At 60.0% G+C, this 23924-nt stretch carries 20 protein-coding genes and 1 tRNA gene; 17 read left to right on the top strand and 4 right to left on the bottom strand.

Annotation, left to right across the window (positions count from 1 at the left end):
• Window positions 1-189 precede the first annotated feature (189 nt).
• The 4 genes from BFQ03_RS28190 to BFQ03_RS28175 all read left to right on the top strand — a co-directional run bounded on the left by BFQ03_RS28190 (window position 190) and on the right by BFQ03_RS28175 (window position 6119).
• Window positions 190-1563: a 3-deoxy-7-phosphoheptulonate synthase gene (locus tag BFQ03_RS28190; protein ID WP_065944504.1), complete on the top strand. Its 1374-nt coding sequence runs from the start codon at window positions 190-192 to the stop codon at window positions 1561-1563.
• Window positions 1564-1598: 35 nt separating this feature from the next.
• The gene (locus tag BFQ03_RS28185; protein WP_083204930.1) at window positions 1599-2843 is read left to right on the top strand and encodes an MFS transporter; all 1245 of its coding nucleotides are present in this window, start codon (window positions 1599-1601) and stop codon (window positions 2841-2843) included.
• 289 nt (window positions 2844-3132) lie between these two features.
• Complete coding sequence (locus BFQ03_RS28180) at window positions 3133-3804, top strand: YajG family lipoprotein (protein ID WP_032862311.1); 672 nt, start codon at window positions 3133-3135, stop codon at window positions 3802-3804.
• Window positions 3805-4043: 239 nt separating this feature from the next.
• A complete protein-coding gene (locus tag BFQ03_RS28175) occupies window positions 4044-6119 on the top strand; it encodes a TonB-dependent siderophore receptor (protein ID WP_065944541.1) in 2076 nt (691 codons plus the stop codon).
• A 25-nt stretch (window positions 6120-6144) separates the two neighbouring features.
• On the opposite strand, the gene BFQ03_RS28170 is transcribed toward BFQ03_RS28175, so the two are convergent.
• Window positions 6145-7785 (bottom strand): ArnT family glycosyltransferase, encoded by a 1641-nt coding sequence (locus BFQ03_RS28170; RefSeq protein WP_032862314.1) that lies wholly within the window; start codon window positions 7783-7785, stop codon window positions 6145-6147.
• A 207-nt stretch (window positions 7786-7992) separates the two neighbouring features.
• Between BFQ03_RS28170 and BFQ03_RS28165 the strand changes: the two genes are divergently transcribed.
• Window positions 7993-8901, top strand: a complete 909-nt coding sequence (locus tag BFQ03_RS28165) for an alpha/beta hydrolase family protein (RefSeq protein ID WP_065944503.1) — start codon at window positions 7993-7995, stop codon at window positions 8899-8901.
• 70 nt (window positions 8902-8971) lie between these two features.
• On the top strand, window positions 8972-9385 hold the full coding sequence (locus BFQ03_RS28160) for a hypothetical protein (protein ID WP_032862316.1): 414 nt from the start codon (window positions 8972-8974) through the stop codon (window positions 9383-9385).
• A 146-nt stretch (window positions 9386-9531) separates the two neighbouring features.
• Here the strand turns inward: BFQ03_RS28160 and gabP are convergent, their stop codons facing one another.
• The gene (gene gabP, locus BFQ03_RS28155; protein ID WP_032862318.1) at window positions 9532-10911 is read right to left on the bottom strand and encodes a GABA permease; all 1380 of its coding nucleotides are present in this window, start codon (window positions 10909-10911) and stop codon (window positions 9532-9534) included.
• Between the two features lie 552 nt (window positions 10912-11463).
• On the opposite strand from gabP, the gene BFQ03_RS28150 reads away from it, so the two are divergent.
• From BFQ03_RS28150 to BFQ03_RS28130, 5 genes are all read left to right on the top strand, one after another.
• Window positions 11464-12237, top strand: a complete 774-nt coding sequence (locus BFQ03_RS28150) for an ABC transporter ATP-binding protein (RefSeq protein WP_032862319.1) — start codon at window positions 11464-11466, stop codon at window positions 12235-12237.
• A gap of 13 nt (window positions 12238-12250) precedes the next feature.
• Window positions 12251-13003 carry an ABC transporter substrate-binding protein gene (locus tag BFQ03_RS28145; RefSeq protein WP_032862321.1) on the top strand — a complete coding sequence of 251 codons (753 nt, stop codon included), beginning with the start codon at window positions 12251-12253 and terminating at the stop codon, window positions 13001-13003.
• Window positions 13004-13076: 73 nt separating this feature from the next.
• Window positions 13077-13772, top strand: coding sequence for an ABC transporter permease (locus tag BFQ03_RS28140; protein ID WP_032862323.1), 696 nt, complete (start codon window positions 13077-13079; stop codon window positions 13770-13772).
• A gap of 38 nt (window positions 13773-13810) precedes the next feature.
• Window positions 13811-14500, top strand: coding sequence for an ABC transporter permease (locus tag BFQ03_RS28135; RefSeq protein WP_032862362.1), 690 nt, complete (start codon window positions 13811-13813; stop codon window positions 14498-14500).
• Entirely contained in the window at window positions 14481-15704 is a 1224-nt protein-coding gene (locus tag BFQ03_RS28130; RefSeq protein WP_065944502.1) for a methyltransferase, read from the top strand. Before BFQ03_RS28135 ends, BFQ03_RS28130 begins: the two co-directional genes overlap by 20 nt.
• Before the next feature lie 230 nt (window positions 15705-15934).
• Here the strand turns inward: BFQ03_RS28130 and bcsQ are convergent, their stop codons facing one another.
• Window positions 15935-16774 carry a cellulose biosynthesis protein BcsQ gene (bcsQ, locus tag BFQ03_RS28125; protein WP_083204932.1) on the bottom strand — a complete coding sequence of 280 codons (840 nt, stop codon included), beginning with the start codon at window positions 16772-16774 and terminating at the stop codon, window positions 15935-15937.
• A gap of 341 nt (window positions 16775-17115) precedes the next feature.
• On the opposite strand from bcsQ, the gene BFQ03_RS28120 reads away from it, so the two are divergent.
• Window positions 17116-17191, top strand: a tRNA-Thr gene (locus BFQ03_RS28120).
• Between the two features lie 457 nt (window positions 17192-17648).
• Window positions 17649-18509, top strand: coding sequence for a tetratricopeptide repeat protein (locus BFQ03_RS28115; RefSeq protein WP_065944500.1), 861 nt, complete (start codon window positions 17649-17651; stop codon window positions 18507-18509).
• A gap of 151 nt (window positions 18510-18660) precedes the next feature.
• On the opposite strand, the gene BFQ03_RS28110 is transcribed toward BFQ03_RS28115, so the two are convergent.
• Complete coding sequence (locus BFQ03_RS28110; protein WP_065944499.1) at window positions 18661-19443, bottom strand: AraC family transcriptional regulator; 783 nt, start codon at window positions 19441-19443, stop codon at window positions 18661-18663.
• Between the two features lie 119 nt (window positions 19444-19562).
• Between BFQ03_RS28110 and BFQ03_RS28105 the strand changes: the two genes are divergently transcribed.
• From BFQ03_RS28105 to BFQ03_RS28090, 4 genes are all read left to right on the top strand, one after another.
• Complete coding sequence (locus BFQ03_RS28105; protein WP_032856612.1) at window positions 19563-20450, top strand: EamA family transporter; 888 nt, start codon at window positions 19563-19565, stop codon at window positions 20448-20450.
• 138 nt (window positions 20451-20588) lie between these two features.
• Window positions 20589-21932: a CHASE2 domain-containing protein gene (locus BFQ03_RS28100; RefSeq protein ID WP_032856611.1), complete on the top strand. Its 1344-nt coding sequence runs from the start codon at window positions 20589-20591 to the stop codon at window positions 21930-21932.
• Between the two features lie 38 nt (window positions 21933-21970).
• Window positions 21971-22336 (top strand): hypothetical protein, encoded by a 366-nt coding sequence (locus tag BFQ03_RS28095; RefSeq protein WP_032856610.1) that lies wholly within the window; start codon window positions 21971-21973, stop codon window positions 22334-22336.
• A 12-nt stretch (window positions 22337-22348) separates the two neighbouring features.
• Entirely contained in the window at window positions 22349-23914 is a 1566-nt protein-coding gene (locus BFQ03_RS28090) for a M48 family metallopeptidase (protein ID WP_065944498.1), read from the top strand.
• Window positions 23915-23924 lie beyond the last annotated feature (10 nt).

Raw genomic sequence — 23924 nt, 5'->3', positions numbered from 1 at the left:
GCACCTGCCAAAAGTATTAAACAGAGACTTTTATAGTATTTCCCATCGTAGTTTTACCACCGCACTATCACCGCCACCTCAGAAGAACTAGTCCCGAACATAACATCTGCTGCCCTCTAAAGTCGGCGCCGACTTACTGTATTTGCACCGGCTGAATCCTCGATTGCTGTACCGACAAGGAGACGCTGAATGCTGACGACGCACAAACACATCCACGCCACCGTCACTGGCTGGACACCCGAAACCTGGCGCTCGTGCACTGCCCTGCACCAGCCCACCTACCCTTGCCCCACCGAACACCGCCAAGCCTTGCAAACGCTGGCCAGGCGACCGTCCCTGGTGTGTGCCGACAAAATCCTGCAACTCAAGGTATTGATCGCCCAGGCCCAGGACGGCGAGCGCTTCATCCTGCAGGGCGGCGATTGCGCCGAGTCCTTTGATCAGTGCTCCAGCAAAGCGGTGACACAGCAGATAAAAGTGCTACAGCAAATGGCCCAGATACTGATGCAGCGCCTGCACATGCCAGTGGTGTGCCTGGGACGCCTGGCCGGGCAATATGCCAAGCCACGTTCCAGCGGCAGTGAAACCCAGGGGCAGAAAACCCTGCCGGTGTACCGCGGAGATATCGTCAACGGCAGTGCGTTCACCCACGAGGAGCGTCGCGCGGACCCTCAACGCTTGCTGCAGGCTCATGCCCACTGCGCCTCGACGCTCGGGTTTGTCCGGGCACTCTATGAAACCGGTGTCGATGACCTGCTCAAGCCCGCTCACTGGGCCACCGAGTGGATCAATGCGCTGCCCGAACGAGAAGACTTCCACCGCACCGTCCAGGACGTACAGCACTCCTCACACTTCATGGCGTCCCTGGCTGGCAGCGATGCGGATAAATTCCTACATCGAGAGACCTTTTTTTCCCACGAAGCGCTGCTGCTGGACTACGAGCACGGCCTGACCCGGCAAGTGCCTGGTTTCGACGGTTGGTTCAACCTGTCCACCCACTTCCCATGGATCGGTAAACGTACCGCCGAGCTGGACGGTGCCCACGTGGAGTATTGCCGGGGTATTCGTAACCCGCTGGGAGTCAAGGTCGGGGCCGAAGTCACCCCCGAAGCCTTGCTGGCCCTGATCAACCGGCTCAACCCGCATAACGAGCCCGGGCGGCTGACCCTGATTCACCGCATGGGCGCCGAGAACCTGCGGGAAAAACTACCGGCCCTGCTCAACGCCGTCCATCGCTCGGGGGCCAAGGTGCTATGGCTGTGCGACCCCATGCATGGCAATACCGAAACCCTGGCTTGCGGCACCAAGACCCGGCGCTTCGAACAGATCATGACGGAGATCGAAGAGGCCTTCAGCGTCCACCGCGAACACGGCACCCGCTTGGGCGGCCTGCACCTGGAGTTGACGGGCGACGACGTCACCGAATGCCTGGGGGGAGCACGCAACCTGCAGCCCGATGACCTGTCTCGACGTTATCTGAGCAAGGTCGATCCGCGCCTCAACTACGAACAGTCCCTTGAACTGGCGCTGCGGGTTGCGCACCTGGAGCACGCGCCTCGCTGAGGTGCACCTGCCCTTTTCCTAAAACTTGAGTTCCTATGCCAGCCGTCATCTACATTTTTTCGCTCTGCACCTTCACTTTCGGCCTGTCCGAATTCGTCGTCGCCGGCCTGGTGTCGGCGATCTCCATGGACCTGCACGAATCCATCGCGCAAGTCGGCTCGACCATCGCGGCCTACGCCCTGGGCGCGGCGATTGGCGCCCCGCTGCTCACGGCAATGCTGGCCACCTGGCGCGACAAGTCAGTGCTGCTGCTGACCCTCGCCGTGCTCGCCGTCGGTAGCGTGGCCATCAGCCTGGCACCGAATATCGTGACCTTGTACGGCGTGCGCTTCATCATCGGCCTGGCCCATGGGGTGTTCATGGCCGTGGCATCCAATGCCGCGGTCAAACTGGTCGACCCGATGCGCGCCGGGCGGGCATTGTCCCTGGTGTGGATGGGCCTGACCCTGTCCATCGCCTTCGGCGTTCCTATCGGTACCTTCTTCGGCAGCTACTGGTCGTGGCGCGTGGTGTTCCTGGCCATCGGCGGCTTGGGCCTGATCAGCACCATTGGCCTGGTGCTGCTGATGCGCCTTCAACCTGCGCCCCAGCCCCACGAACGCCAGGGCATCAAACAAGGCCTCACCGCTCTCTTTCATCGCGAACTACTGATGGCTGCCACGATCGCCATGCTGGTGAGCGTGGCCACCTTTTCGTTCTTTACCTTCGTTTCGCCATTTCTGCTGGATATCACCCGTATCCAACCGCAGGTTCTGAGCTTCGCCATGCTGCTGTTCGGCGTCTGCTCCATTCTCGGCAACTTGCTGGGCGGCCATCTTGTGGATGCCTTCGATGTCGACCGGTGCCTGCTTGGCGGGCTGACGGCCTTAATGCTGAACCTGTTGGGTCTGTACCTGTGGGGGGATTCGAAGATCGTCACCTTGACGCTGGTCGGGCTGCTGGGGGTGGTGTTCTTTGCCATCGTCACCATGTCGACCCTGCGTTTGTTGCGCCTGGCGAACCAATACATCCCGCAATCCAGTGCAGTGGCCTCGGGGCTTAATATCGCTTCGTTCAACCTTGGCACGGCATTGAGTGGCATAGGCGCGGGCTGGGTGATTACCCATGTGGGACTGGCGTATATACCGATTGCGGGAGCAGGCGCGGCGTTGGTTGCCATTGCCATGCTAGGCCTGCAAATGAGGACAGGACGAGGGGTAGAAGCGGCTCTGCCTATCTCTATATCAACGCCGAGAGCATGCGCTGAGACAAAACAGCGATTGCCTGATGAAACCCTGTGAGAAGTGCTCATCTGAAATAGAAGAGACCCAATTCTAGGGTGCTATTGGCACAACGCACTGCCAAGAACGCGCCACTGCAAATGTCATCTGCAACACACAAAAAAACCGCCTGGCCGCTAGTGCGGTTTTTTTGTTGCCTGCGATTTAATACCCACAGGCTTTACGCCGCCACAGCCGAAACTGGATACTTTCATGCATGCCGCGCCAGGCCCGGTAAACACCTGAGGGTTGTTTATCGCGCAGCTCAACCGTCTAGCCTTTACCCAACTTTCAGCAAGGTAGTTATTTCATGACCCGGTACTTGTTCTGCACGCTATTAATGCTGACAGCGCTGCTCAGTGGATGCGCCACGACGATGGACGTCGCGATCAACGCAACCCCGGATCCGGACTATCACTTTGACCGGCAAGCCCCCGTACTGGTGACATCGGCAAACGGCAGCGACGAAAACGCTCTCAATGCCCGCTACTACCTGCGCGACATGGTCAGCGCGCTGAAGGACCAGGGTTTTCGCGAGGTGTTTACCGACACCAACAAGCCCAAGCATCATGCGCCGATCAAAATGACCGTCACCCTGGATATTGGCAGCCGCCAGAAGACTTACCGCTATGTCGCCACCGACTACGGGCAAGTGCCGACCAGCACGTCCACCGTGTGCAAGAACAGTAAGAAAAAAGACGACCGAATGGTCTGCACCAGCACCCCGAACACCACCTACGGCCCGGTAGGCAGTTCGGAACGAACCGGCTACACCACCCTCACCACCTTCACCGCCACGGCGCGGGATGAAGCGAGCAAGCGCGCGGTGTACCTGCTGCGCGTGACGTCCTACAACGACGACTGCCAGGCCGCCAAGGTCGAAGCCTTTGTGGTGCAGCAAGGCTTGCAGAACCTGAACTTCCAGGACCGTGTACAACGCAACTACACCGTTACGATGCCTGAAGGGTACCGCTGCAAATAGTTCGTTCATGAGCTACAGGTAGCTCAGGGTAAAGGTCACTTCGCAGTCAACCGTTGCGGCCCCAGGCCAGGATCGACTGCACACCAATATTGCTAATAGCAATTATTATCATTTAAGCTGCGCGCAAAATATCCTCCCCCCGCATCACTAAAAATAATCAAGGAGTTGCGATGCCCTTTGCACGCGAGCCAGGTTCATGGTTGAAGGCACTCAGCCTTGCCCCCTTCGGATTCGTTTCGATGCTTATCCCCGTCGCCGTCGCGGCCGAGGAGAAAGGCCAACTCGAACTGCCCAGCCAAAGTATTACGGCGACGGCTTCCGAAGAAACGGCAAACGGCCCGGTCCAAGGCTATGTCGCCAAGCGCAGTACAACAGGCGCCAAGACCGACACCCCGATCACCGAAATCCCTCAGTCGATTTCCGTGATCAGCGCCGACCGCATGCGCGACCAGGGCGCACTGACCGTGCAGGACGCGCTGCGTTATGTTTCCGGGGTGCGGGCCGAGCCCTTTGGGCTCGATAGCCGGGGAGACTGGTCGAAAGTGCGAGGCAGCGCGCCTGCCCTGTTCCTTGATGGTTTACAGCAGAGCTTCGGCAGTTACACCAACATCCGCACCGACCCCTTCACCCTCGAACGCCTTGAAGTCCTCAAGGGCCCCGCGTCGATGCTGTATGGGCAGAGCCCGGTGGGTGGCCTGATCAACCAGGTCAGCAAACGCCCCAAAGCCGAGCAACACACCGAGCTGCAGCTGCAATACGGCAATTACAACCGCAAGCAAGTCGCGGTGGACACCACGGGCGCCCTCAACCCAGAAGGCACCTTGCTGTATCGGCTGGTGGCTATTCAACGCGACAGCGACACTCAGGTTGATCACGTCAAAGATAACCGTCAGGTCCTGATGCCGTCGCTGACCTGGCGCCCCAACGAGGATATCGACTGGACCGTGATGGCTAACATCCAGCGCGATGACAGCGGCTCCACCACACAGTTTTTCCCACACAAGGGCACCCTCTGGAACGCGCCGTACGGTCGGTTCCACAGCAACCGCTTCGCCAGCGAGCCGGGGTTTGACGAGTACGACAGTGACCAGACAGCCCTGACCTCGCAATTCTCGTGGCACCTGAACGATACGTGGACGCTGCGCCAAAACCTGCGCTGGCAGAAAAGCAAAGTCAGCTACCAGTCGGTCTACGCGAAATTTGCAGCAAAACCACTCTTTAAACCCGATAACCAGACCCTCGACCGCGTCTATTACGTGTCCAAGCCAGAGGTCAAAGTCTGGGTCGCCGACCAGAACGTCGAGGCCCGGTTTGATACCGGCCCGCTGCAACACACCCTGCTGCTGGGGGGCGACTACCAGCATGCGGTCACCAACCGGGACAGTGCCAGCGGCGCGGCAACCCCCCTGAACATGTACAACCCGGTGTATGGCACCTTTGATCCGTCAATCATTCGCCTCACCGCAGACCCGGAACAACGGGTCATGCAACAAGGGCTCTATGCCCAGGACCAGATCAAATACGAACAGTGGTTGCTGACCCTGGGCCTGCGCAAGGATTGGGCCGACAGCCAGACCCAAGGCAAAACCCGGCAAAAGGACGACAAGGTGACCGGCCGCGCGGGCCTGACCTACCTGTTCGACAACGGCATTGCGCCCTACTTGAGCTACAGCGAATCATTCCAGCCGCAAATCGGCCTCAACCAGCGCACGCTTGAACCCTACGTACCGCTCAAGGGCAAACAGTGGGAACTGGGCGTGAAATATCAGCCGGTTGGCAGCAGCAGCCTCTACACGGCAGCGGTGTACGACATCCGCGAGCAGAACCGCCGCATGCCCGACCCCGTGGATCCGATGAACACCCTGCAAAGTGGTGAGACCCGTGCCCGTGGGCTGGAGCTTGAAGCACTGGTAGCCGTCACACCCGACTGGGACCTGATTGGCACCTACAGCTACACCGACACCACCGTCCTCAACGGCTCACCGGCAGAACAAGGCAAACGCCTGGCCAGTGTTCCCGAAAACATGGCCTCGGTATGGAGCCAGCATCGATTCAGCATCGGTGACATTCCCGGGTTCAGTGTCGGTGCGGGTGTTCGCTATGTGGGGACCAGTTGGGATGGCGCTGACCGGGTGAAGACGCCGTCTTCAACCTTGCTGGACGCGATGCTGGGGTACCGCTACCAGAACTGGAACATGACCCTCAACGCAACCAATCTTGAAGACAAGACCTACTACACAACATGCCTGGCGCGAGGCGATTGCTTCATCGGCAACCGTCGTACGATCGTTGGTACGTTGGCCTACAACTTTTGATTGCGCTGTAAGCCAGAACAACTGATCACGGCACACGGAACACCAGCAGCGGGTTGTCATTGAGCCGCCCATTGAACGCTGGAGCCAGGTGCTCCAGCGGCGTGCCGTGTAGCAGTTGGGTTTCCTTGCGCGCGACGATGACCCAGGACGAGCGCGGCAGCGCGTTCAGTTGCGCAAGGTCGTCGCGCCCGATAAACAGCGGCTGTTCGTCGTGGTCCAGGTTCATGATGTAGCGAATGGCCCAGGTGTCCTTGCCGAGGTTGAGAAACACCAACTGCCCGGGATTCTCGGCCCGCAGGGTTTCCACGGCGCCCACGAAGTTTTTCGTGTCAAATTGCAGGTCCTTGGCCGGCTCCACGACCATCACCAGCACCAGCCATTGGGTGGCCAACGCGATCAGGCTGAGCACCACCAATCGCTGCGCGACGCAACCACGCAGACGACGCCAGGCAACGACCGCCGCCAGTTGCAGGGCAATCAACAGTGCAATCAATCCCGGCACCGAGACATCGGGCCAGTAGCCGTGTTTGCTCCACAGTTGCCGGCAGACCAATACCACGACAACCCCCAGCAGCGGCAGGATCGCCACCAGCCACTCATAGCCCCGACGCACGCCAAGCAGCCAGCCTCGGGCCTGAAGCAGGCCATAGGCCGCCACAGCGGCAAACATCGGAACCATGGGCACGATGTAGTACGCGCGCTTGAAGTTCGGCACCGACAGCCCCAACAGGATCATCAAGCCACAACCGCCCAGGCGCAGCATCAACCGCACATCCGCCTCATCATGACGCGCCGACCATGTATGGCGCAGGGCAATCAACGTCGCCAGCGCCAACGGTATCACCGGGAAATAGCGATACAGGCTCAGCTTGAAGTAGAAGTAAAACGGCTCGCCACTTTCATCAAGACGACCGGCCACCTGCATCTTCTGCACCTCATCGGCAAACCCATCGCCCCCGCTGATCCGCGCCAGCTTCAAGAGCACCCACCAACAGGCAGCCAGCAGGATCAGTCCGATCACCCCGTGGGCAATCACCTTTTTCAGCAGGCCAATCTTCTCTTCTCGCGAGCGCGCAGGCCCCAGCGCCCAGTACACACAAGCAACCCCACAGACCTCGATCAGCCCCAGAGGGCCACGAATGGCAAACGCCGCCACGAACAGGGGAAAGATTGCGTATTGGCGCAGCCGCGACCCCAGGCGCTCACCGGTGTGCAGCAGGTAGAAACAGCCCAGGCACAATAAAGAGACCATTTGATCCAGGCAGACCGAGCGCGACTTCTCCAGCAACTGGGCAGTCAATGCCGTCAGTAACACTGTCAGCAACGCCCAGGCTCGCCCGCAAGGCACCAGCAAACGGTAGACCAGCGCCATCACCCCAGCCGAAGCCAGGGCGGTGGGCATGACGTTAGCCAGGTCGTTAGGCGCGCCGAACAGCCGAGCGAAGAGCAGGCTGAAATAGGTCGCGGTGCCTGGGTAATCCGGGTAAGGCTCACCGTAGGTGGTGGGGAAGAGGCTGGCGCCGTGGCGAAACATTTCCTGCAGGAACACCGCCCAACGCCCGTCAAACCCTTGCGGCTGCTGATCCCAGATACCTGCTGTAAACAGCAGTAGGGCCACCAGGAAAACACCCAGGGCCTCCAGACGAAAACGCGTGCGGTGTTCCATGGTTCAACCTGCCAGGCCGGGGGAATGCTGGCGTATATTGCCGACAGCACGCCTGAATCACGCCTGAACCAAATGCAACATTCCCCGCACCCAGTTGCATTTAAAGATCACGAGCCTTTGCCCGTCGATTTTGTTAGCGTCAACTTCCAATAAAAACTGCGCACGGGTCACCAAACCCCATCGAAAGCGCATGGACCGAGGCCCGTCATGAACCTGCCCACCCGCCTTCACCCCGAGGCATTCCGCGAGCCCGCCGCCGACTGCTACCCCATCGGCGGTTTCACCTGGCGGCATATCCGCACCGATATCAAGCGCCCGGTGGTGATCATCAACGCCGCCACCTCGGTGCGCTGCCGTCACTATTCGCGTTTTGCCGACTACCTGTTTGCCAACGGTTTTGACGTGATCACCTATGACTATCGCGGCATCGGCGAATCACGCAGCGGCTCATTGCGCGGGTTCAAGGCCTCGTGGTCAGACTGGGGCCGGCTGGATTTCGAGGCGATCATGCAGCGCGCGCAGCGGGAGTTTGCCGGGCAGCCCATTGATGTGGTCGGCCACAGCTTTGGCGGTTGCGCGGCCGGGCTTGGCGCATCGGGTGCAGCCATCAGGCGGCTGGTCACGGTGGGCGCGCAGTTTGCGTACTGGCGTGACTACCAGGCGAATGGCCGCTGGCGGATGTTGGCCAAGTGGCACTTGGTGATGCCGCTGGTGACGGCCGTGTGCGGGTATTTCCCAGGCAAGCGCCTGGGTTGGCTGGAAGACACGCCAGCCGGGGTGGTGCGTGACTGGAGCAGCCCCACGCCCACCTACCAGACACGGCCCAGTGGGCGCGCCTTGGGCGAGCTGCCCTTTGCCCGGGTGAAGGCACAGATCCTGGCGATCAGCATTACCGACGACCCGTTTGGCACGGTACCAGCCATTGAACGTCTGCTGGACTACTTCCACGCCAGCGAGCGCCTGCACTTGCGGATTGCGCCGACGGATATTGGCGAAGAAGCCGTCGGGCATTTCGCGTTTTTCCGCAGTGAATATCAGGATCGCTTATGGCCGATTGCGCTGACCTGGCTGCAGCACGGCCAGCTCGCGGCCGACACACCGGGGGCACGCCTGTAGAAACCCTTGGGATTTCGCCAGACCTGCGCTTCAATACGCCACCCAGATCCTGAACCAAGGACGTGAGCCCATGGCTTCGCCAGACAAGCAGCAAAAACGTGCCCAACGGGCAAAAGCCAAGGCCAAGCAGAACCGCACCCAGCGCGCCAATGCACCCAAGCAGGATGCGTTTGCCGACGACGACGAGCGTATTGACCTTGAATCGGTGGATTTGACCGAACTGTTCGTGGAAATGCGCGAGGCCGGCGAGACCAGCCAGCAGGCGCTGTGTGCGGCCTTCCTGGCGCACCCGTTGCTGGCGCTGGTGCTGGAGCAGGAAGGCGAAGAAAACGCCACCGACTTTATCCTCGCGGCGCTGATCGAGTATCGGCAGTGGTCCACCCATAGCGATGATGAAGCAGCAGCGTTGGCGTGGATTGAATCGCCAGCGTTCCAGGCCGACTACGTGGCGGCGTCGCAAGCACTGACCCATTCGCAAGATTGATACAAAACCAATGTAGGAGCGAGCTTGCTCGCGAAGAACTCAAGAACAACGCGTTTATTCAGGCTGTACGCGTTATCGTTGACGTTTTTCGCGAGCAAGCTCGCTCCTACAGTGTTTCGTGGCGTTAGCAGCAAGGCTTCAACTGATCAGTTAAGCACCGCAGCCCCGAGGCGCCGGCTCGCCACCAGCAACCCCGCCGCCACCACCAGCAAACTCAAGACACCGGTCGCGATGATCTCCACCCGGTGCGCCTCCTGGAACAGCATGATGGTCAACGCGCCGACGATAAACACGATCACCGCGTAGGTCAGGCCCGGGAACAGCCACATCTTGAAGGCAATTTTCTCGCCCGCTGCCGTACGTTTCTGACGCATGCGCAGTTGCGATACCGCAATCACCAGGTACACCAGCAGCGCAATCGCGCCGGAGCTGGCCAGCAGGAACTCAAACACCGCAGCCGGTGCCACGTAGTTGGCAAACACCGCGAGGAATGCCGCGCCTGTGGACAACATCACCGCCCAGTAAGGCGTGCCACTCTTGTTGGTGCGCTTGGCCACCGCCGGAGCATCACCACGACGCCCCAGGGAGAACAGCATGCGCGACGCGGTGTACAGCGCCGAGTTCAGGCAACTGGTCACAGCGACCAAGACCACCAGGTCGACAATCAGCTTGGCATTCGGGATGCCCATGCGCTCCAGCACGGTCTGATAGGAACCGACGGCCGCGAGCGTAGGATCGTTCCACGGCACCAAGGCCACGACGATGAAGATCGATACCAGGTAGAACAAGCCGATCCGCCAGATCACCGAGTTGGTGGCCTTGGTGATCTGCTGGCCAGGGTTTTTCGATTCTGCGGCGGCAATGGTCACGATCTCGGTGCCCATGAACGAGAACATGGTGGTCAGGATTGCCGCCAACACCGCGCCCATACCGTTGGGCAAAAAGCCCTGGGTGTCGAACAGGTGCGAGACGCCGCTGACTTGGCTGCCCGGCAAAAGGCCGAAAATCGCCAGCACGCCGAGAATCACAAAACCGATGATCGCCACCACTTTAATCAGCGCAAACCAGAACTCGAACTCGCCGTAGTTCTTCACGCTGAACAGGTTGGTAGCGGTCAGCAGCAAGGTAATGACCAGGGTAAAAGCCCAGATCGCCACGTCGGGGAACCAGGCATGCAGGATGGTCGCGGCGGCGTTGGCTTCCAGAGGAATCACCAGCACCCAGAACCACCAGTACAGCCAGCCGATGGTGAAGCCGGCCCAATGCCCGATCGCCCGGTCGGCATAGGTGGAAAAAGAACCGGTGTCGGGAGACGCGACGGCCATCTCGGCCAGCATGCGCATCACCAGCACCACCAGCGTACCGGCCGCCGCATAGGCCAGCAGCACGGCGGGCCCGGCTGCCGCAATCGCGTGGCCGGAGCCGACAAACAGACCGGCGCCGATCACACCGGCAATCGACAACATGGTGACATGTCGCGGTTTGAGCCCCTGTTCGAGGTCATTGGAGCTTTGCGTACGACTCATTGACACACCTTTGCGAGGAATTGCGAATACGGTCCGCCCGGCCTGCCGTGTTTCGTGAAAATAAACAAACGGGGCGTTCTTTATTTCTTACGCAAGATTTGCGCCAAAATGTAACAAACTCAAGGTTGATGCGGGCTGTAGGGAAATTCCTAACTGATCGCAAGTCATTGAGATTGCTGGCAATCCGCCACAGCGTTACCCGCCGACTCACTTCAAGAACGAATCAGCGCACCAAAAACACACACAAAAAGTAAGTGACGCCCAATTAAAGGGCTGATAGGCACCGTTTACCCGTTTAACCCTTCCAACACCCGGCCAAAGCTGGCACCATCGCGCCCTTTTTTACGCGACTGCCACGGGTTTATCGGTTAAAACGGCTGTTCGGTTGTTGATGGCGCGACACGCTGCTGTGCCGATGCGACAACCTGTCACACACCGTCTGTTTAACGCCCGTGGCGCTGTTGGCTGTCATCCGGACGCTATGCTAGCTTGGCGCCACGCCAGGAAGGCGACCCAACAGCAGGAACGCAATGAACACAATGAGGACCGCACATGGCTTTGGCCGCGCCCGCGCTTGAAATCCGCAACTTGCATAAACGCTATGGTGAGCTGGAGGTGCTTAAAGGCATCTCGCTGACCGCTCGCGACGGCGATGTGATCTCGATCCTGGGCTCCTCCGGTTCCGGCAAGTCCACGTTCCTGCGCTGCATCAACCTCTTGGAAAACCCGCACCAGGGCCAGATCCTGGTGGCCGGCGAAGAGCTCAAGCTCAAGGCCGCGAAAAACGGCGAACTGATGGCCGCCGACGGCAAGCAGATCAATCGCCTGCGCAGCGAAATCGGTTTTGTCTTCCAGAACTTCAACCTCTGGCCCCATATGAGCATCCTCGACAACATCATCGAGGCCCCACGCCGCGTGCTCGGCCAAAGCAAGGCCGAAGCCATCGAAGTGGCCGAGGCGCTGCTGGCCAAGGTCGGCATCAGCGACAAGCGCCACGCCTACCCGGCGCAATTGTCCGGCGGCCAGCAACAACGCGCCGCGATTGCCCGTACCCTGGCAATGCAACCTAAAGTCATTCTGTTCGATGAGCCCACTTCGGCACTTGACCCGGAAATGGTTCAGGAAGTACTTAATGTGATCCGCGCGCTGGCCGAAGAAGGCCGCACCATGCTGCTGGTCACCCACGAAATGGGCTTTGCCCGCCAAGTGTCCAGCGAAGTGGTGTTCCTCCACCAGGGGCTGGTCGAAGAGCAAGGATCGCCACAGCAGGTGTTTGAGAACCCGCTTTCGGCGCGCTGCAAACAATTCATGTCCAGCAACCGCTAACGGAGCAACATGCATGCAGAACTATAAAAAATTCCTCCTGGCCGCCGCCGTTTCCATGGCATTCAGCGCCACGGCCATGGCCGAGACGTTGAAAATGGGGATCGAAGCGGCCTACCCGCCCTTCAACAATAAAGACGCCAGCGGCAATGTTGTCGGCTTCGACAAAGACATCGGCGACGCCCTGTGCGCCAAGATGAAAGTCGAGAAGTGCGAAGTGTATGTATCGGACTGGGACGGCATCATCCCGGCCCTGAACGCCAAGAAGTTCGACTTCCTGGTGTCGTCGCTGTCGATCACCGACGAGCGCAAGCAAGCCGTTGACTTCACCGACCCGTACTACTCCAACAAGCTGCAATTCATCGCGGCAAAATCCATCAAAGACTTCAAGACCGACGCTGGTTACCTCAAAGGCAAGATCATTGGTGCGCAACGCGCGACATTGGCCGGTACCTACCTGGAAGACAAACTGCCAGACACCACCGCCAAGCTCTACGACACCCAGGAAAACGCCTACCTCGACCTGACTTCCGGGCGCCTGGACGGGATGCTCGCTGACAAGTACGTGCAATACGAGTGGCTCAAGAGCAAAGACGGTTCGGCCTATGAGTTCAAAGGCGATCCGGTTGTAGAAAGCGACAAGATCGGCATCGCCGTGCGCAAGGGCGACCCGCTGCGCGAACGCCTGAACAAGGCACTGGCGGAAATCAAGGCCGACGGCACCTACAAGAAGATCAACGACAAGTACTTCCCTTTCAGCATCGAATGATCTGATCGGCCTGCCCGGCGCGCTCACCCGAGCGTGCCGGCTTTTAGCAAGCCTTGCGCGATATGACTAAACCATGAATTTCGATCTCTACGGATTCGGCCCCGCACTCGCTGCCGGCGCGCTGATGACCGTCAAACTGGCACTCACGGCGTTATGCCTGGGGCTGGTGCTCGGCCTCGCCGGCGCCCTGGCCAAGACTTCCCCGTACAAGCCGCTGCAATGGCTTGGCGGCGCTTACTCGACCCTTGTCCGTGGCATTCCCGAATTACTCTGGGTGCTGCTGATCTACTTCGGCACGGTCAATATGATGCGGGCCCTGGGGGAGTTTTTCGGCAACCCCGACCTGTCGCTCAGCGCCTTCGCCGCCGGGGTGATCGCCCTGGGCCTGTGCTTTGGCGCCTACGCCACCGAAGTGTTTCGGGGCGCGATCCTGGCGATCCCCAAGGGCCACCGTGAAGCCGGCGTTGCCCTGGGCCTGTCGAAGCTGCGCATCTTCACCCGGTTGATCATGCCGCAGATGTGGCGCATCGCCCTGCCGGGCCTGGGCAACCTGTTCATGATCTTGATGAAGGACACCGCGCTGGTCTCGGTGATCGGCCTGGAAGAAATCATGCGCCACGCGCAGATCGGCGTGACCGTCACCAAGCAGCCTTTCACCTTCTTCATGGTCGCGGCCTTTATGTACCTGGGCCTCACCGTCCTGGCCATGGCCGGCATGTACTTCCTGGAAAAACGTGCCGCTCGCGGCTTTGCGAGGAGCACACAATGAACGGCGACTACAGCTGGCTGTCGCATTTCGACCTGGGCCTGAACTGGGCCGTGATCATCAAGTGGCTGCCGAGACTGGCCCAGGGTGCGACCCTGACCCTGGAACTGGTAGCCATCGCCGTGATCGCTGGCCTGCTGCTGGCGATCCCACTGGGCATCGCGCGCTCATCACGCCTGTGGTACGTGCGCACCCTGCCCTACTGCTACATTTTCTTCTTCCGCGGCACACCGCTGCTGGTGCAGTTGTTCTTGGTCTACTACGGCCTGGCGCAGTTCGACGCCGTGCGCGAAAGCGCCCTGTGGCCGTACCTGCGGGACCCGTTCTGGTGCGCCACCGCTACCATGACCCTGCACACCGCCGCCTACATTGCCGAGATCCTGCGCGGCGCGATCCAGGCCATCCCGCCCGGTGAAATCGAAGCGGCGCGGGCGCTGGGCATGTCCAAGCCCAAGGCGCTGTTCTACATCATCCTGCCGCGTGCCGCGCGCATCGGCCTGCCGGCCTACAGCAACGAAGTGATCCTGATGCTCAAGGCCAGCGCCCTGGCCAGTACCGTGACCTTGCTCGAACTGACCGGCATGGCCCGCACCATCATTGCCCGTACCTACCTGCCGGTGGAGATCTTCTTTGCCGCCGGGATGTTCTACCTGCTGATGGCCTATGTGCTGGTGCGCGGCTTCAAGCTGCTGGAACGCTGGTTGCGGGTCGATGCCTGCCAGGGACGCTGATACCAGGTTGACGGGCGAGCGGCTGCTGGCCCGTTTCCTCGCGCTGGATGCGTTCCTTACCGAGCATCAAGGGCTGTGGCGACCACGGCCCTTTACCCATCTGCAATTGCCCTGGGAAACCCAGCATCCACAACTGGCCCAATGGCTGCGCCAGCGCTCGCTGGCAGAGGCCGAAAGCAACCACAACCTGCCCACCGAACTACAGGCGCCAGCGCCGTTTCGCCAATGGGCGGAGCTGTCGACGCGTCTGAGTGCTGTGGATAAGTTACCGTCGGGGGCGCTACATGCGCCGCCAACGCGCCTGAATGTGGACGTGCCCGGGCGCAAATGGCAGCAGATCGAGGCGTTTGGCGCGGCTCTGCACTTTGCCGAGCGCCCCACCCACTGGCTCGACTGGTGCGCCGGCAAAGGCCATCTTGGTCGTCGGCTGTTGCAACCAGGGCAAGACCTGACTTGCCTGGAGTACGATCCGGCGCTGATCACCGCAGGCCAGGCGCTCAGCGACCACCATCAAATGCCCGCCCGCCACCATCAGCAAGACGTGATGGCCGAAAGCGCCGTGCAGCAACTCACCCGCGAGCACACCCCGGTCGCCCTGCACGCCTGTGGCGACCTGCACGTGCGCCTGCTGCAACTGGCCAGCGCCGCCGGCTGCCAGCACCTGGCCGTGGCGCCCTGCTGTTACAACCGCATCGCCAGCGAACACTACCAGGCCCTGTCGGCCCCGGCCCGCGCTTCGGCGCTACGTTTGTCGCGGGATGACCTTGGCCTGCCCCTGAGCGAAACCGTCACCGCAGGCTTGCGGGTGCGCCTGCAACGCGACACCTCCATGGCCCGGCGCCTGGGCTTCGACCTGTTACAGCGGCAACTGCGCGGGAGCGACGAGTACCTGCCCACGCCTTCGTTGCCCAGCGAATGGCTGAATCGGCCCTACGCCGATTACTGCCAGCACCTCGCGGCGCTCAAAGGGTTATCCACAGGTGAACAGGACTGGGTCACGCTGGAACAGCACGGCTGGCAACGCCTCGCCCACGTACGAAACCTGGAACTGGTGCGTGGCCTGTTTCGTCGCCCATTGGAATTGTGGCTGGTTCTGGATCGGGCATTGTTTCTTCAGGAAAACGGCTACAAGGCTCAAGTCGGCCACTTCTGCGAAACAGCCCTGACACCACGCAACCTGATGGTGCTTGCCGAGCGCGATTAAAGGGCAATGCGCCCTGTGGATAACTCTGTTGATGAAATTCTGTAGGACGCCGTAGAAGCGGGCGCTACAGGCAAAAATGCTGACTGGTCATTTTTTGTTCACAAAATAAAACGCACGCAAAACAGGCAGTTGCAGCGTAATGAGAACAGCTCCACAAAATGGCTGTTTCAACCTCTGTCCAACCAACAGATTGTGCATAAGCATCTGCGGTTAACCGTATAAGACGCGGTTCAAGCACCATCCAATCGCTGGCACAGCCCATGGATATCGTCACAGGCCATGCTCACCGCCTCGCTGTCCAGCGGGTCCTCGCCAAAGGCCAGTGCCTCACTGATCAGCGGGTCGCGATGGATCACTTCCAGAGCGTTTTCCCCAAGGCGCTGCTTGAAGACCTCCACCATATCCAGGCTGAAGGCGCTGCCTTCATCCAGTTGGTTGACGAACACGTGGCAACGCGGGGCCGACGGCCGCGCAAGGTACGGCGCCAGCAAGCGCTGCATTTGCTCCAGCGCACCCAGCGACGCCGCGTCCGCCAGGGCAACCACCACCACGCTATTGGCGACATGCAACGCCTGGTGCAGGTAAACGTTATTGCCGGCGGGGGTGTCGATGATGACCATGTCCTGCTCACTCAAGCCCAGGCGCGACAGGTGTTGCGCCAGCCAATCCGGGTCCTGCTTGAGCCAGCGCTGCAAGTCCTCCTGCTGTTGCAGGTCGGTCTCGCCAAAAACCAGCACCCGACAGCCAGCGAAACCGGGCTGGACGAGGTAATCCCACGGTTGATTGCACAGACTGGCGCGGCCGATGCCCGGGGTGTCCTGAGGCAGGCCAAAGTGCAGGCGCAGGGCGTTTTGCGGGTCCAGCTCCAGGACCGTCACCGCACGCCCCAATCGTTGCAAGCCACTGCCCAACAGCGCCGCCAGAGTGCTGCGCCCCACCCCGCCATTGACCGACGCCAACACCACAACCCGCGCATGGCAGGCTGGCAAAGCGATTGGCTGGGGTTGTTCAGCGGCGCAGGGCGCATCTGCGATGGGGGTATCTTCGAAGAACTGCAGCGTCGACGTCATCTGCTGATCATGACGGGCAGTATTCGTTGCAAAACGTTTGTCGTCCTGGCTCACAGACCATCCTCCCTTGTCACGGCACCTTTTAGGTGCACTTGTTGTTTAGGCAGTGTGGGACAGGAGCATGAGAGTGTCATTAATTTGGTGTTTTCTATTGGATCCATTTCGACGAACGGTAAATGGTCAAATTAATGGCGAGTATTTGTCCGCTGCCACAGCAGGATCTCACCCCCACGAATCCGCTGGAAAGCGCAGCCGGCAGCGGAAAAACCGCGATCTGAAAAATAGTCAGAATTCAGGGGTTTACAGAACCTTTCCAATCGCTATAATCGTCGCCCTAACACGCCGGTATAGCTCAGTTGGTAGAGCAACTGACTTGTAATCAGTAGGTCCCGGGTTCGACTCCTGGTGCCGGCACCATACAAAACGAAGCCTCCACAGAAATGTGGGGGCTTTGTTGTTTCTGGGGTTTGGGGTTTTGAGCGTACCCTTCTTCTCCACTCGCCGTGGGCATCCTCTTCACCGTCCTCTCCTCGCCATTGCTTAGCTCCGTCCCGGCACCTGACGTGCGGGATGCCTCCAGATTGAGGCCGAGAATAAATCGGTCTCCTTTTCCAAAACGTCCACAATGTGTCCACACCTGAATTACGAGGCCCCGCGCCACCACTTCATTTCGACGGTTGATGCTGCTGTCAGCTCACTAGCAAATTTCAGGGCAGGCGCTGGTGAAAATAAATCCGCCCCCTTTTCACTCCCTTCGGGCTTCAATCCCTAACGTCTCCGGCTGGAGGTTTGCGTGCTTGACCGAATAGTAGGGCACCATGCCAATATCGCCGCAATAATCTGACCTCATTAGCGCGTTGAACGGAAGCAAGCCATGCGTAAAGCTGCTCTTTTACTGACATTTACTGCTTTGGTCGCCGGATGCACAAACACCGGGCCAGGATCACCGGGCGACCCCTACGCAAGCATACGTTGCTCGAAATCATTGGATCACCCCCCCATCCCCAGTGAGCATGTCGAGTACATCCGCGCGCAAAGCGATGACGGAGACCTCTATTGCAAAAACGTACTTGCCCTTATGTACGAGAGCGGCACGGGTGTGCCGCAAGATATACCGAAAGCCAGGGCGCTCTTTCAATCAATAGCGAATGTGGACGAAGCGGGTTATCACAACCTTGGCCGCATGGCGGAGGAGGGTATTGGTGAGACATCCGACTATGTGAAGGCAAGAGCCCTTTACCAGCGGTCTATTTCTGTTTCTGATAGCAAAACGAAGTTGGCCAAATTCATGGAGGAAGGGATTGGAGGGCCCCAGGATCTTAACGGGGCAATGGCGCTATATCTGCGAAGCAGCAGCGAAGGTATGCACCGGCTACGCGCCAAAGGTGTGACATTAACCCCCGAGCAGATAGAAGACTTCAACGCACGCTGGCTCAAGGGAGTGACTGCCTACAGTCAAATGAAGATACTCCAGGTAGAAAACAGTCTGCCCTTGGAAGTAAGGCGGGGCCCTGCTCTCAAGCCAGTTTGGTTCGCGATGAAGTACACCAAGGGGTCCTTAGTACCTGAAATCGAGCTTCTCGAAAGTTCGGGCAATAATTCCGTCGATCAGATGGTGTTGAAGGGGATGAGTTCCTACAGATTTCGCTATGAACCTATCATGCCCGAAGGCAAGACCGTTTGGCCGCTGGTTACCAGTCTCAATCCAAATTCAGCTCCACGCAGTTTGGAGTAGTACGTTTCCCTTGCTGCGCAGCGGGCCGGGCTTTCGTGCTGCGCATCGAGCCTAGTCAAACAGCCGACCTGTCTCCACCTCTTCTGGCTTCAATACCTAACGTCCGGCCGGGCGGCCTGCTGACCAGCACCCAAACTCAACCCGCCCCACCTCAACCCAACCTATTCAAAAAATACCGACTCGGCACCTCCCCCAACACCCGCCTGAAAACACTCGTAAACGCACTCGAACTGCTATACCCCAAATCAATCGCCACCCGCGTGACCGACTCGCCATTCCCTAACCTCACCACCGCCGCCAACAGGCACGCCTGCTGGCGCCACTCCACAAAGCTGATACCCGTCTGCTGTCGAAACAAGCGGGTAAAGGTGCGGCGGCTCATGCCGAGGCGTTGGGTCATGTCGTCGATGCCGGTTTCCAGGGATGGTTGTTGCAGCAGGTTGCGGCAGATGTGGGCCAGGCGGGGGTCGTTGGGGATTGGGGCATTGAGTGAGAGGGCGCGCATGGCGGCTATTTCGTCGAGTAGCAAGGTCATCAGATGGCCTTCGCGGTGCTCCTTTTCGTACAGCGGCGGAAGGTCGACGGCGCGGGTCAGCAGTTCTCGCAATAAGGTCGATACGCCGAACACCTGGCACTGCGTGGGCAGGTTGAGCCGGGTTGCAGCGGGGGTGCGGATGTAGGTGTTGAGCATGGTCACCGGGCCGCTCATGCTCATTTCATGGGCCACACCTGCCGGGACCCAGATGGCGCGAAGTGGCGGCACGACCCAGTTGCCTTGTTGGGTGAAGACGGTAATAACGCCGCAGGCGGCGTAGGCAAACTGCCCGCGTTGATGGGTGTGTAGCGCAAAGTGCTGGCCATCGCGATAGTCGTTGGCCGTGACCACGGCGTCGCGGGGGGTGTTTTCGTAGGGGTCGATGTCAGTTTCGCGCATGGCCCGAATTTAATGATTTATGACCTGATAGTGCAAGCGAGCCATCACGCCTATTACGCATAGTTGCGCCTTGGCTGGCGTACTCAAGCGCCGGCGCTGTTTTGTGGAATCAGAACACCATGCAAAAGAAGCATCTGGCCCTGGCCGTGTTGGTGACGGCTGTCTGGGGGCTGAATTTTCCGATTACCAAACTGGGGTTGGTGGGGATCGATCCGCTGTTGCTGACCGCGTTGCGTTTTACCCTGGCGGCGTTGCCGTGGGTATTTTTTGTGCGGCGCCCGGCTATTGCGATGAAGTGGCTGGTGGCCTATGGCTTGATTTTCGGGGTGGCGATGTGGGCCTTGATCAACCTGGGGATTGAACTGGGAGTGCCGCCAGGCACCGCGGCCTTGCTGATCCAGTTCAGCGCATTTTTCACCCTGGGTTGGGGGGTGTTGTTGTTTCGCGAGCAACTGAGCGTCGGACAGATCCTCGGGGTGGGGCTGGCGGCTGTAGGACTGATCGGCATTATCGCCAGCAGTCCAGGCGAAGCGACCACGCTGGGTTACGGCCTGTTGCTAGTAAGCGCGTTCAGTTGGAGTGTGGGCAACGTCATCATCAAGCAATCAAAAGTGCGAGAGATGTTTGCCTTTGTGGTGTGGGCCAGTCTGTTCCCGCCGATTCCGTTGCTGCTATTGACCTGGCTGGCCCATGGATCGGCGCCGTTCAATGAGCTGGTGACGCATGTGGAGTGGCTGACGGTGTGCTCGCTGCTGTTTCAGGTCTATGCGGCCACGCACTTTTGTTACTGGGGCTGGAATCTGTTGCTGCGCGAGTACCCGGTTTCCAAGGTGGCGCCGCTGTCGTTGCTGATCCCGGTGTTTGGTGTCAGCGGCTCCATGCTGTTGCTTGGGCACCGGGTGGGCTTGAACGAGGGAATCTCGATTGCGCTGATTCTGTCTGCCCTCGCGGTGGGGTTGGTGAAATGGCGTCGGCCCTCACCAGCCACGCCCCGATTGCTGCCGTAGGCGATGGGCGCGAGATGGCACTTAGCCACATTTCTAATTGACACCCCCCTCCCCGTCCTTTAAAACCCATGCATTCGCTGCGTTCATGCGGGAAACCCTGCCCCGTCACAGCACCCGCCGTTTTTTATTGAGACATGGATGTCGAACAACCCCCCGCTGTTCAATCGTCGCCGCTATTTGCTCGGGTTTTTTATCGTGTTGCTGGCGGTGCTCGATCCCTTCGGCCTGGCAAGCTCCAGTGACAAGGCATCCGCCCAGTGGCTTAACCGGATGTTTTCCAGCAATTACCCCAGCACCGGCCAGCAGCACATCGCCGTGGTGTTGATCGATGACGCCTACCTGATGCGTAACAACACCTCATGGCCGATGCCGTATAGCGAGCAGAGCAAGTTATTCAAGCGCCTGCTGGCCTACAAGCCCAAGGCGGTGTTTGTGGATTTGTTGTACAGCCACGATCACTCCCTCGGCGACCCGACGCGCGGCAGTCAGTTGTTGGCGAATGTGTTCGAGCGCTATCAGCACCGGGGCATTCCCTTGTTGCTGGCCAATACCGGGGTGACGCGGGGCAAGAATGGGCAAGCCAATACTCTCGAACAATTTGCCGCATTCACTCAGCCCGGGCTGGTGATGTGGTCGGGGGTGGATGACAAGTACCCCTTGGCGATGCCGACGGCGTTGGGGGTGATGGAGACGCCGGCCCTGGCACTGTACCGCCAGTTCTGCAAGGACCGGCCGTGTGCAGATCTGCCCGCGGATGCCGAGGCGGCTGCGCAACGGCAGCCGATCGCCGTGCAGTGGGGCTTGAAACTGGCACCCGAGCAGGCGCAGATCTCGGATATCCGTCACTGCGCACCGCCGCGCAATTTTGTGCTGGATTGGGTGGCGCAGTTTTTCCAGGCGGTGTTCTGGAAACTCGACGACTCGGCCCAGGCCCGCTGCCCTTATAGCCTGACCCTGTCGGCTAGCGATCTGGAGGTCAGTTCGCCAGAGGATCAGGCACTGGTGGCCGGGTTGTTGCGCGACCGCCTGGTGATGGTCGGGGCCAGTATCACGTCCACCGGCGACCTGGTGCAGTCCCCCGTGCACGGGCTGATTCCCGGGGTGTATCTGCATGCCATGGCCCTGGACAACCTGATCTACAAGGGCATGGATTACGACCGCGAGCCGGCCAATTTCCCCGGTTTCAACCTGCACTGGGTGGACCTGCTGGAGCTGGGGCTGCTGGCGTTGATTCTCGTGCTCAAGGCCCTGCATGCACGGCGCTTGGCCGGCTTACCGAGCTGGACGCGCTGGCACGCTCAAGAAGTCCGCTTCTTCACCTCACCCTACTGGTCGTGGGGCTTGGTGATGCTGATGCTGCTGGCGGTGTGCGGCGTGCTGTATCTGAACCACATCACCCTGGTCAACGTGCTGGGTATTGTTTTGCTGTCATTGGCGCTGTTCAGCGAGCGGATCGAAGCCTTCTTCGACCGTGGCCACTGAAGGGCGCCACCATGTCGTCTCACTCAAGGAAACCAAGGATGAACAGAATCCTCATCGTGCTACTCGCCGCGCTCTACAGCCAGGGCGTGCTGGCCGAAACCCACGTCATCAAGGAGTTCCTGGCCGACCCGGTGGAGGTGGTGGACGAGCAAGGCAAGCTGCAGCGAGAAATCGCCCGCAAAGACACACCCAAGCAACCGGTTCAGGTGTTGCAGCTCAACACGGACCTGGAACTGGTGCTGGTGGAATTGGCTGGGCAGAAAGTCTGGCTGGACACCCGGGACCTGCGAATCGAACCGCCACTGAATGTCATGAGCCTGCCGTGCCAACAAATGCCCCAGAGCCTGGCCAGCGACACGCACAACAAATCCACCCTCGGCTACGGCGCCGGTTGCAGTCAATAAAGGAGTATCGCGGTGAAGGGATATCTATTGCTGGCCAGCGCATTGCTCAGCGGTTGCGCCACCTTGAAGGGTGCGGACCAGGCGTTTCTGAACCTGGTGGGGTCGTCGACCCAGTCGCAGGTCCAGGGCCACTACGTGGATAACAGCGAAGTGCGCCAGTACTACAAGCTCGACCCGCAACGCGCGGGCCAGCAGCGCTTGAGTTACGACGGCCGCACCGTGCCTGCCGCCGAGGCGCGCCAGCAGAACCTGGTGGATATCCCGATGTTGCAGGTGTACTTGCAGGGCATCGTCATGCGCCTGTCCAAGGGCTGGCCGGGGGAGTTGCCGCTGTTGCAGGTGAAGATCACCGACAGCTACAGCTTCGGCCCATCGGCGGATCCCTACGGCAATATTTTCGTGCCGCTGGGCATGCTGGAAAACGTCGGCAGTGAAGATGAAATCGCCGCCATGCTCGGCCATGAAATGAGCCATGTGTTGCTGCATCACCATGACCGCGCCGCCGCCTTCCAGCAGCAGAAAGAAATGTTCACCACCGTGGCCTCCACCGTGGCCCTGGCAACAGTGGCGGCCAACACCGGGGTGGATCGCAGTTCGGGCACCATGAAGCTGTTCAGCAAGGACCCGGCCGGCACGCAAAAAACCATCGGCAACACCGTGTTGTATACCTCGCTGGCCAATAGTTTTTCCGACAATGTGTGGAGCACCGCCTGGGGCCGCAGCCAGGAAGACCAGGCAGATCTGCTCGGCACCGACCTGATGATTCGTGCCGGCTACGCCCCCCGCGCGGCCACCCACAGCCTGGAGCGCCTGAATGATTTCCAGGGCAAGCAGAAGCCGCTGCTGACGGGTTTTCTCACCGCCCGCAAGAACGCGATGCAAGACTCGTTGCAGCAGTTCAACCTCGACCGCTTTACCAAAGAGTTGGATGTGTTGGTCAAAGACGGCCTGAACACCACCATCAGCGCCACCAGCCAATACTTCAACCGCTCCCACATGTCTGCGCTGGACCGTGACACCGAGCTGCGTCAATACCTGCAACGCGAATACCCCAAGGAGCGCCGCGCCCGGGTCAATAAGCAGAGCTGGCCAAAGGTGCGTGACGCAGCCCCCGTGGCCAAGGCGATGCAGGGCTACAAGGACGCCTACGCCGCCACCGCCGCCCTGGCAAAAAACAAGGTGCCCGAGGCCGATGCGTTTATCCGCCGCGCCTTGGGTTCACCGGTCAAGGACCAGCCGAACATCCGCCGCACCGCCTACGCCGTGCGCCTGGCCCAGGGCAGAAATGCCGAGGCGTTGAAGGAGTTGCAGGCGATCAAGGACTGGTCCCTGGCCGGGCCTTCGACCTATGACTTGATGATCAGCTATTACCTCAAGCGCGGCGACGGCAAGGCGGCGCTGGCGATGATCGACAAGGCCGAACGCAACTTGGGCTCGGAAGAGCTGTTCATCACCGAAAAGCTGCTGGCTAGCCAGCAATTGCAGAATGCCCAGCAGGTGCAGAGTGTGTTGCGCAAATGCGGGCAGTACCCGGCGCGCAAGGCTAACTGCCAGAAACTGGCGCAGGTAAAGGCGTAGGTTTCAGGCA

It is taken from the genome of Pseudomonas sp. 25 R 14, from assembly GCF_900004755.1.
Classification (GTDB): domain Bacteria; phylum Pseudomonadota; class Gammaproteobacteria; order Pseudomonadales; family Pseudomonadaceae; genus Aquipseudomonas; species Aquipseudomonas brenneri.
Note: the sequence above shows the minus strand (reverse complement) of the source record. Positions and strands in the feature narration are given on the sequence as shown.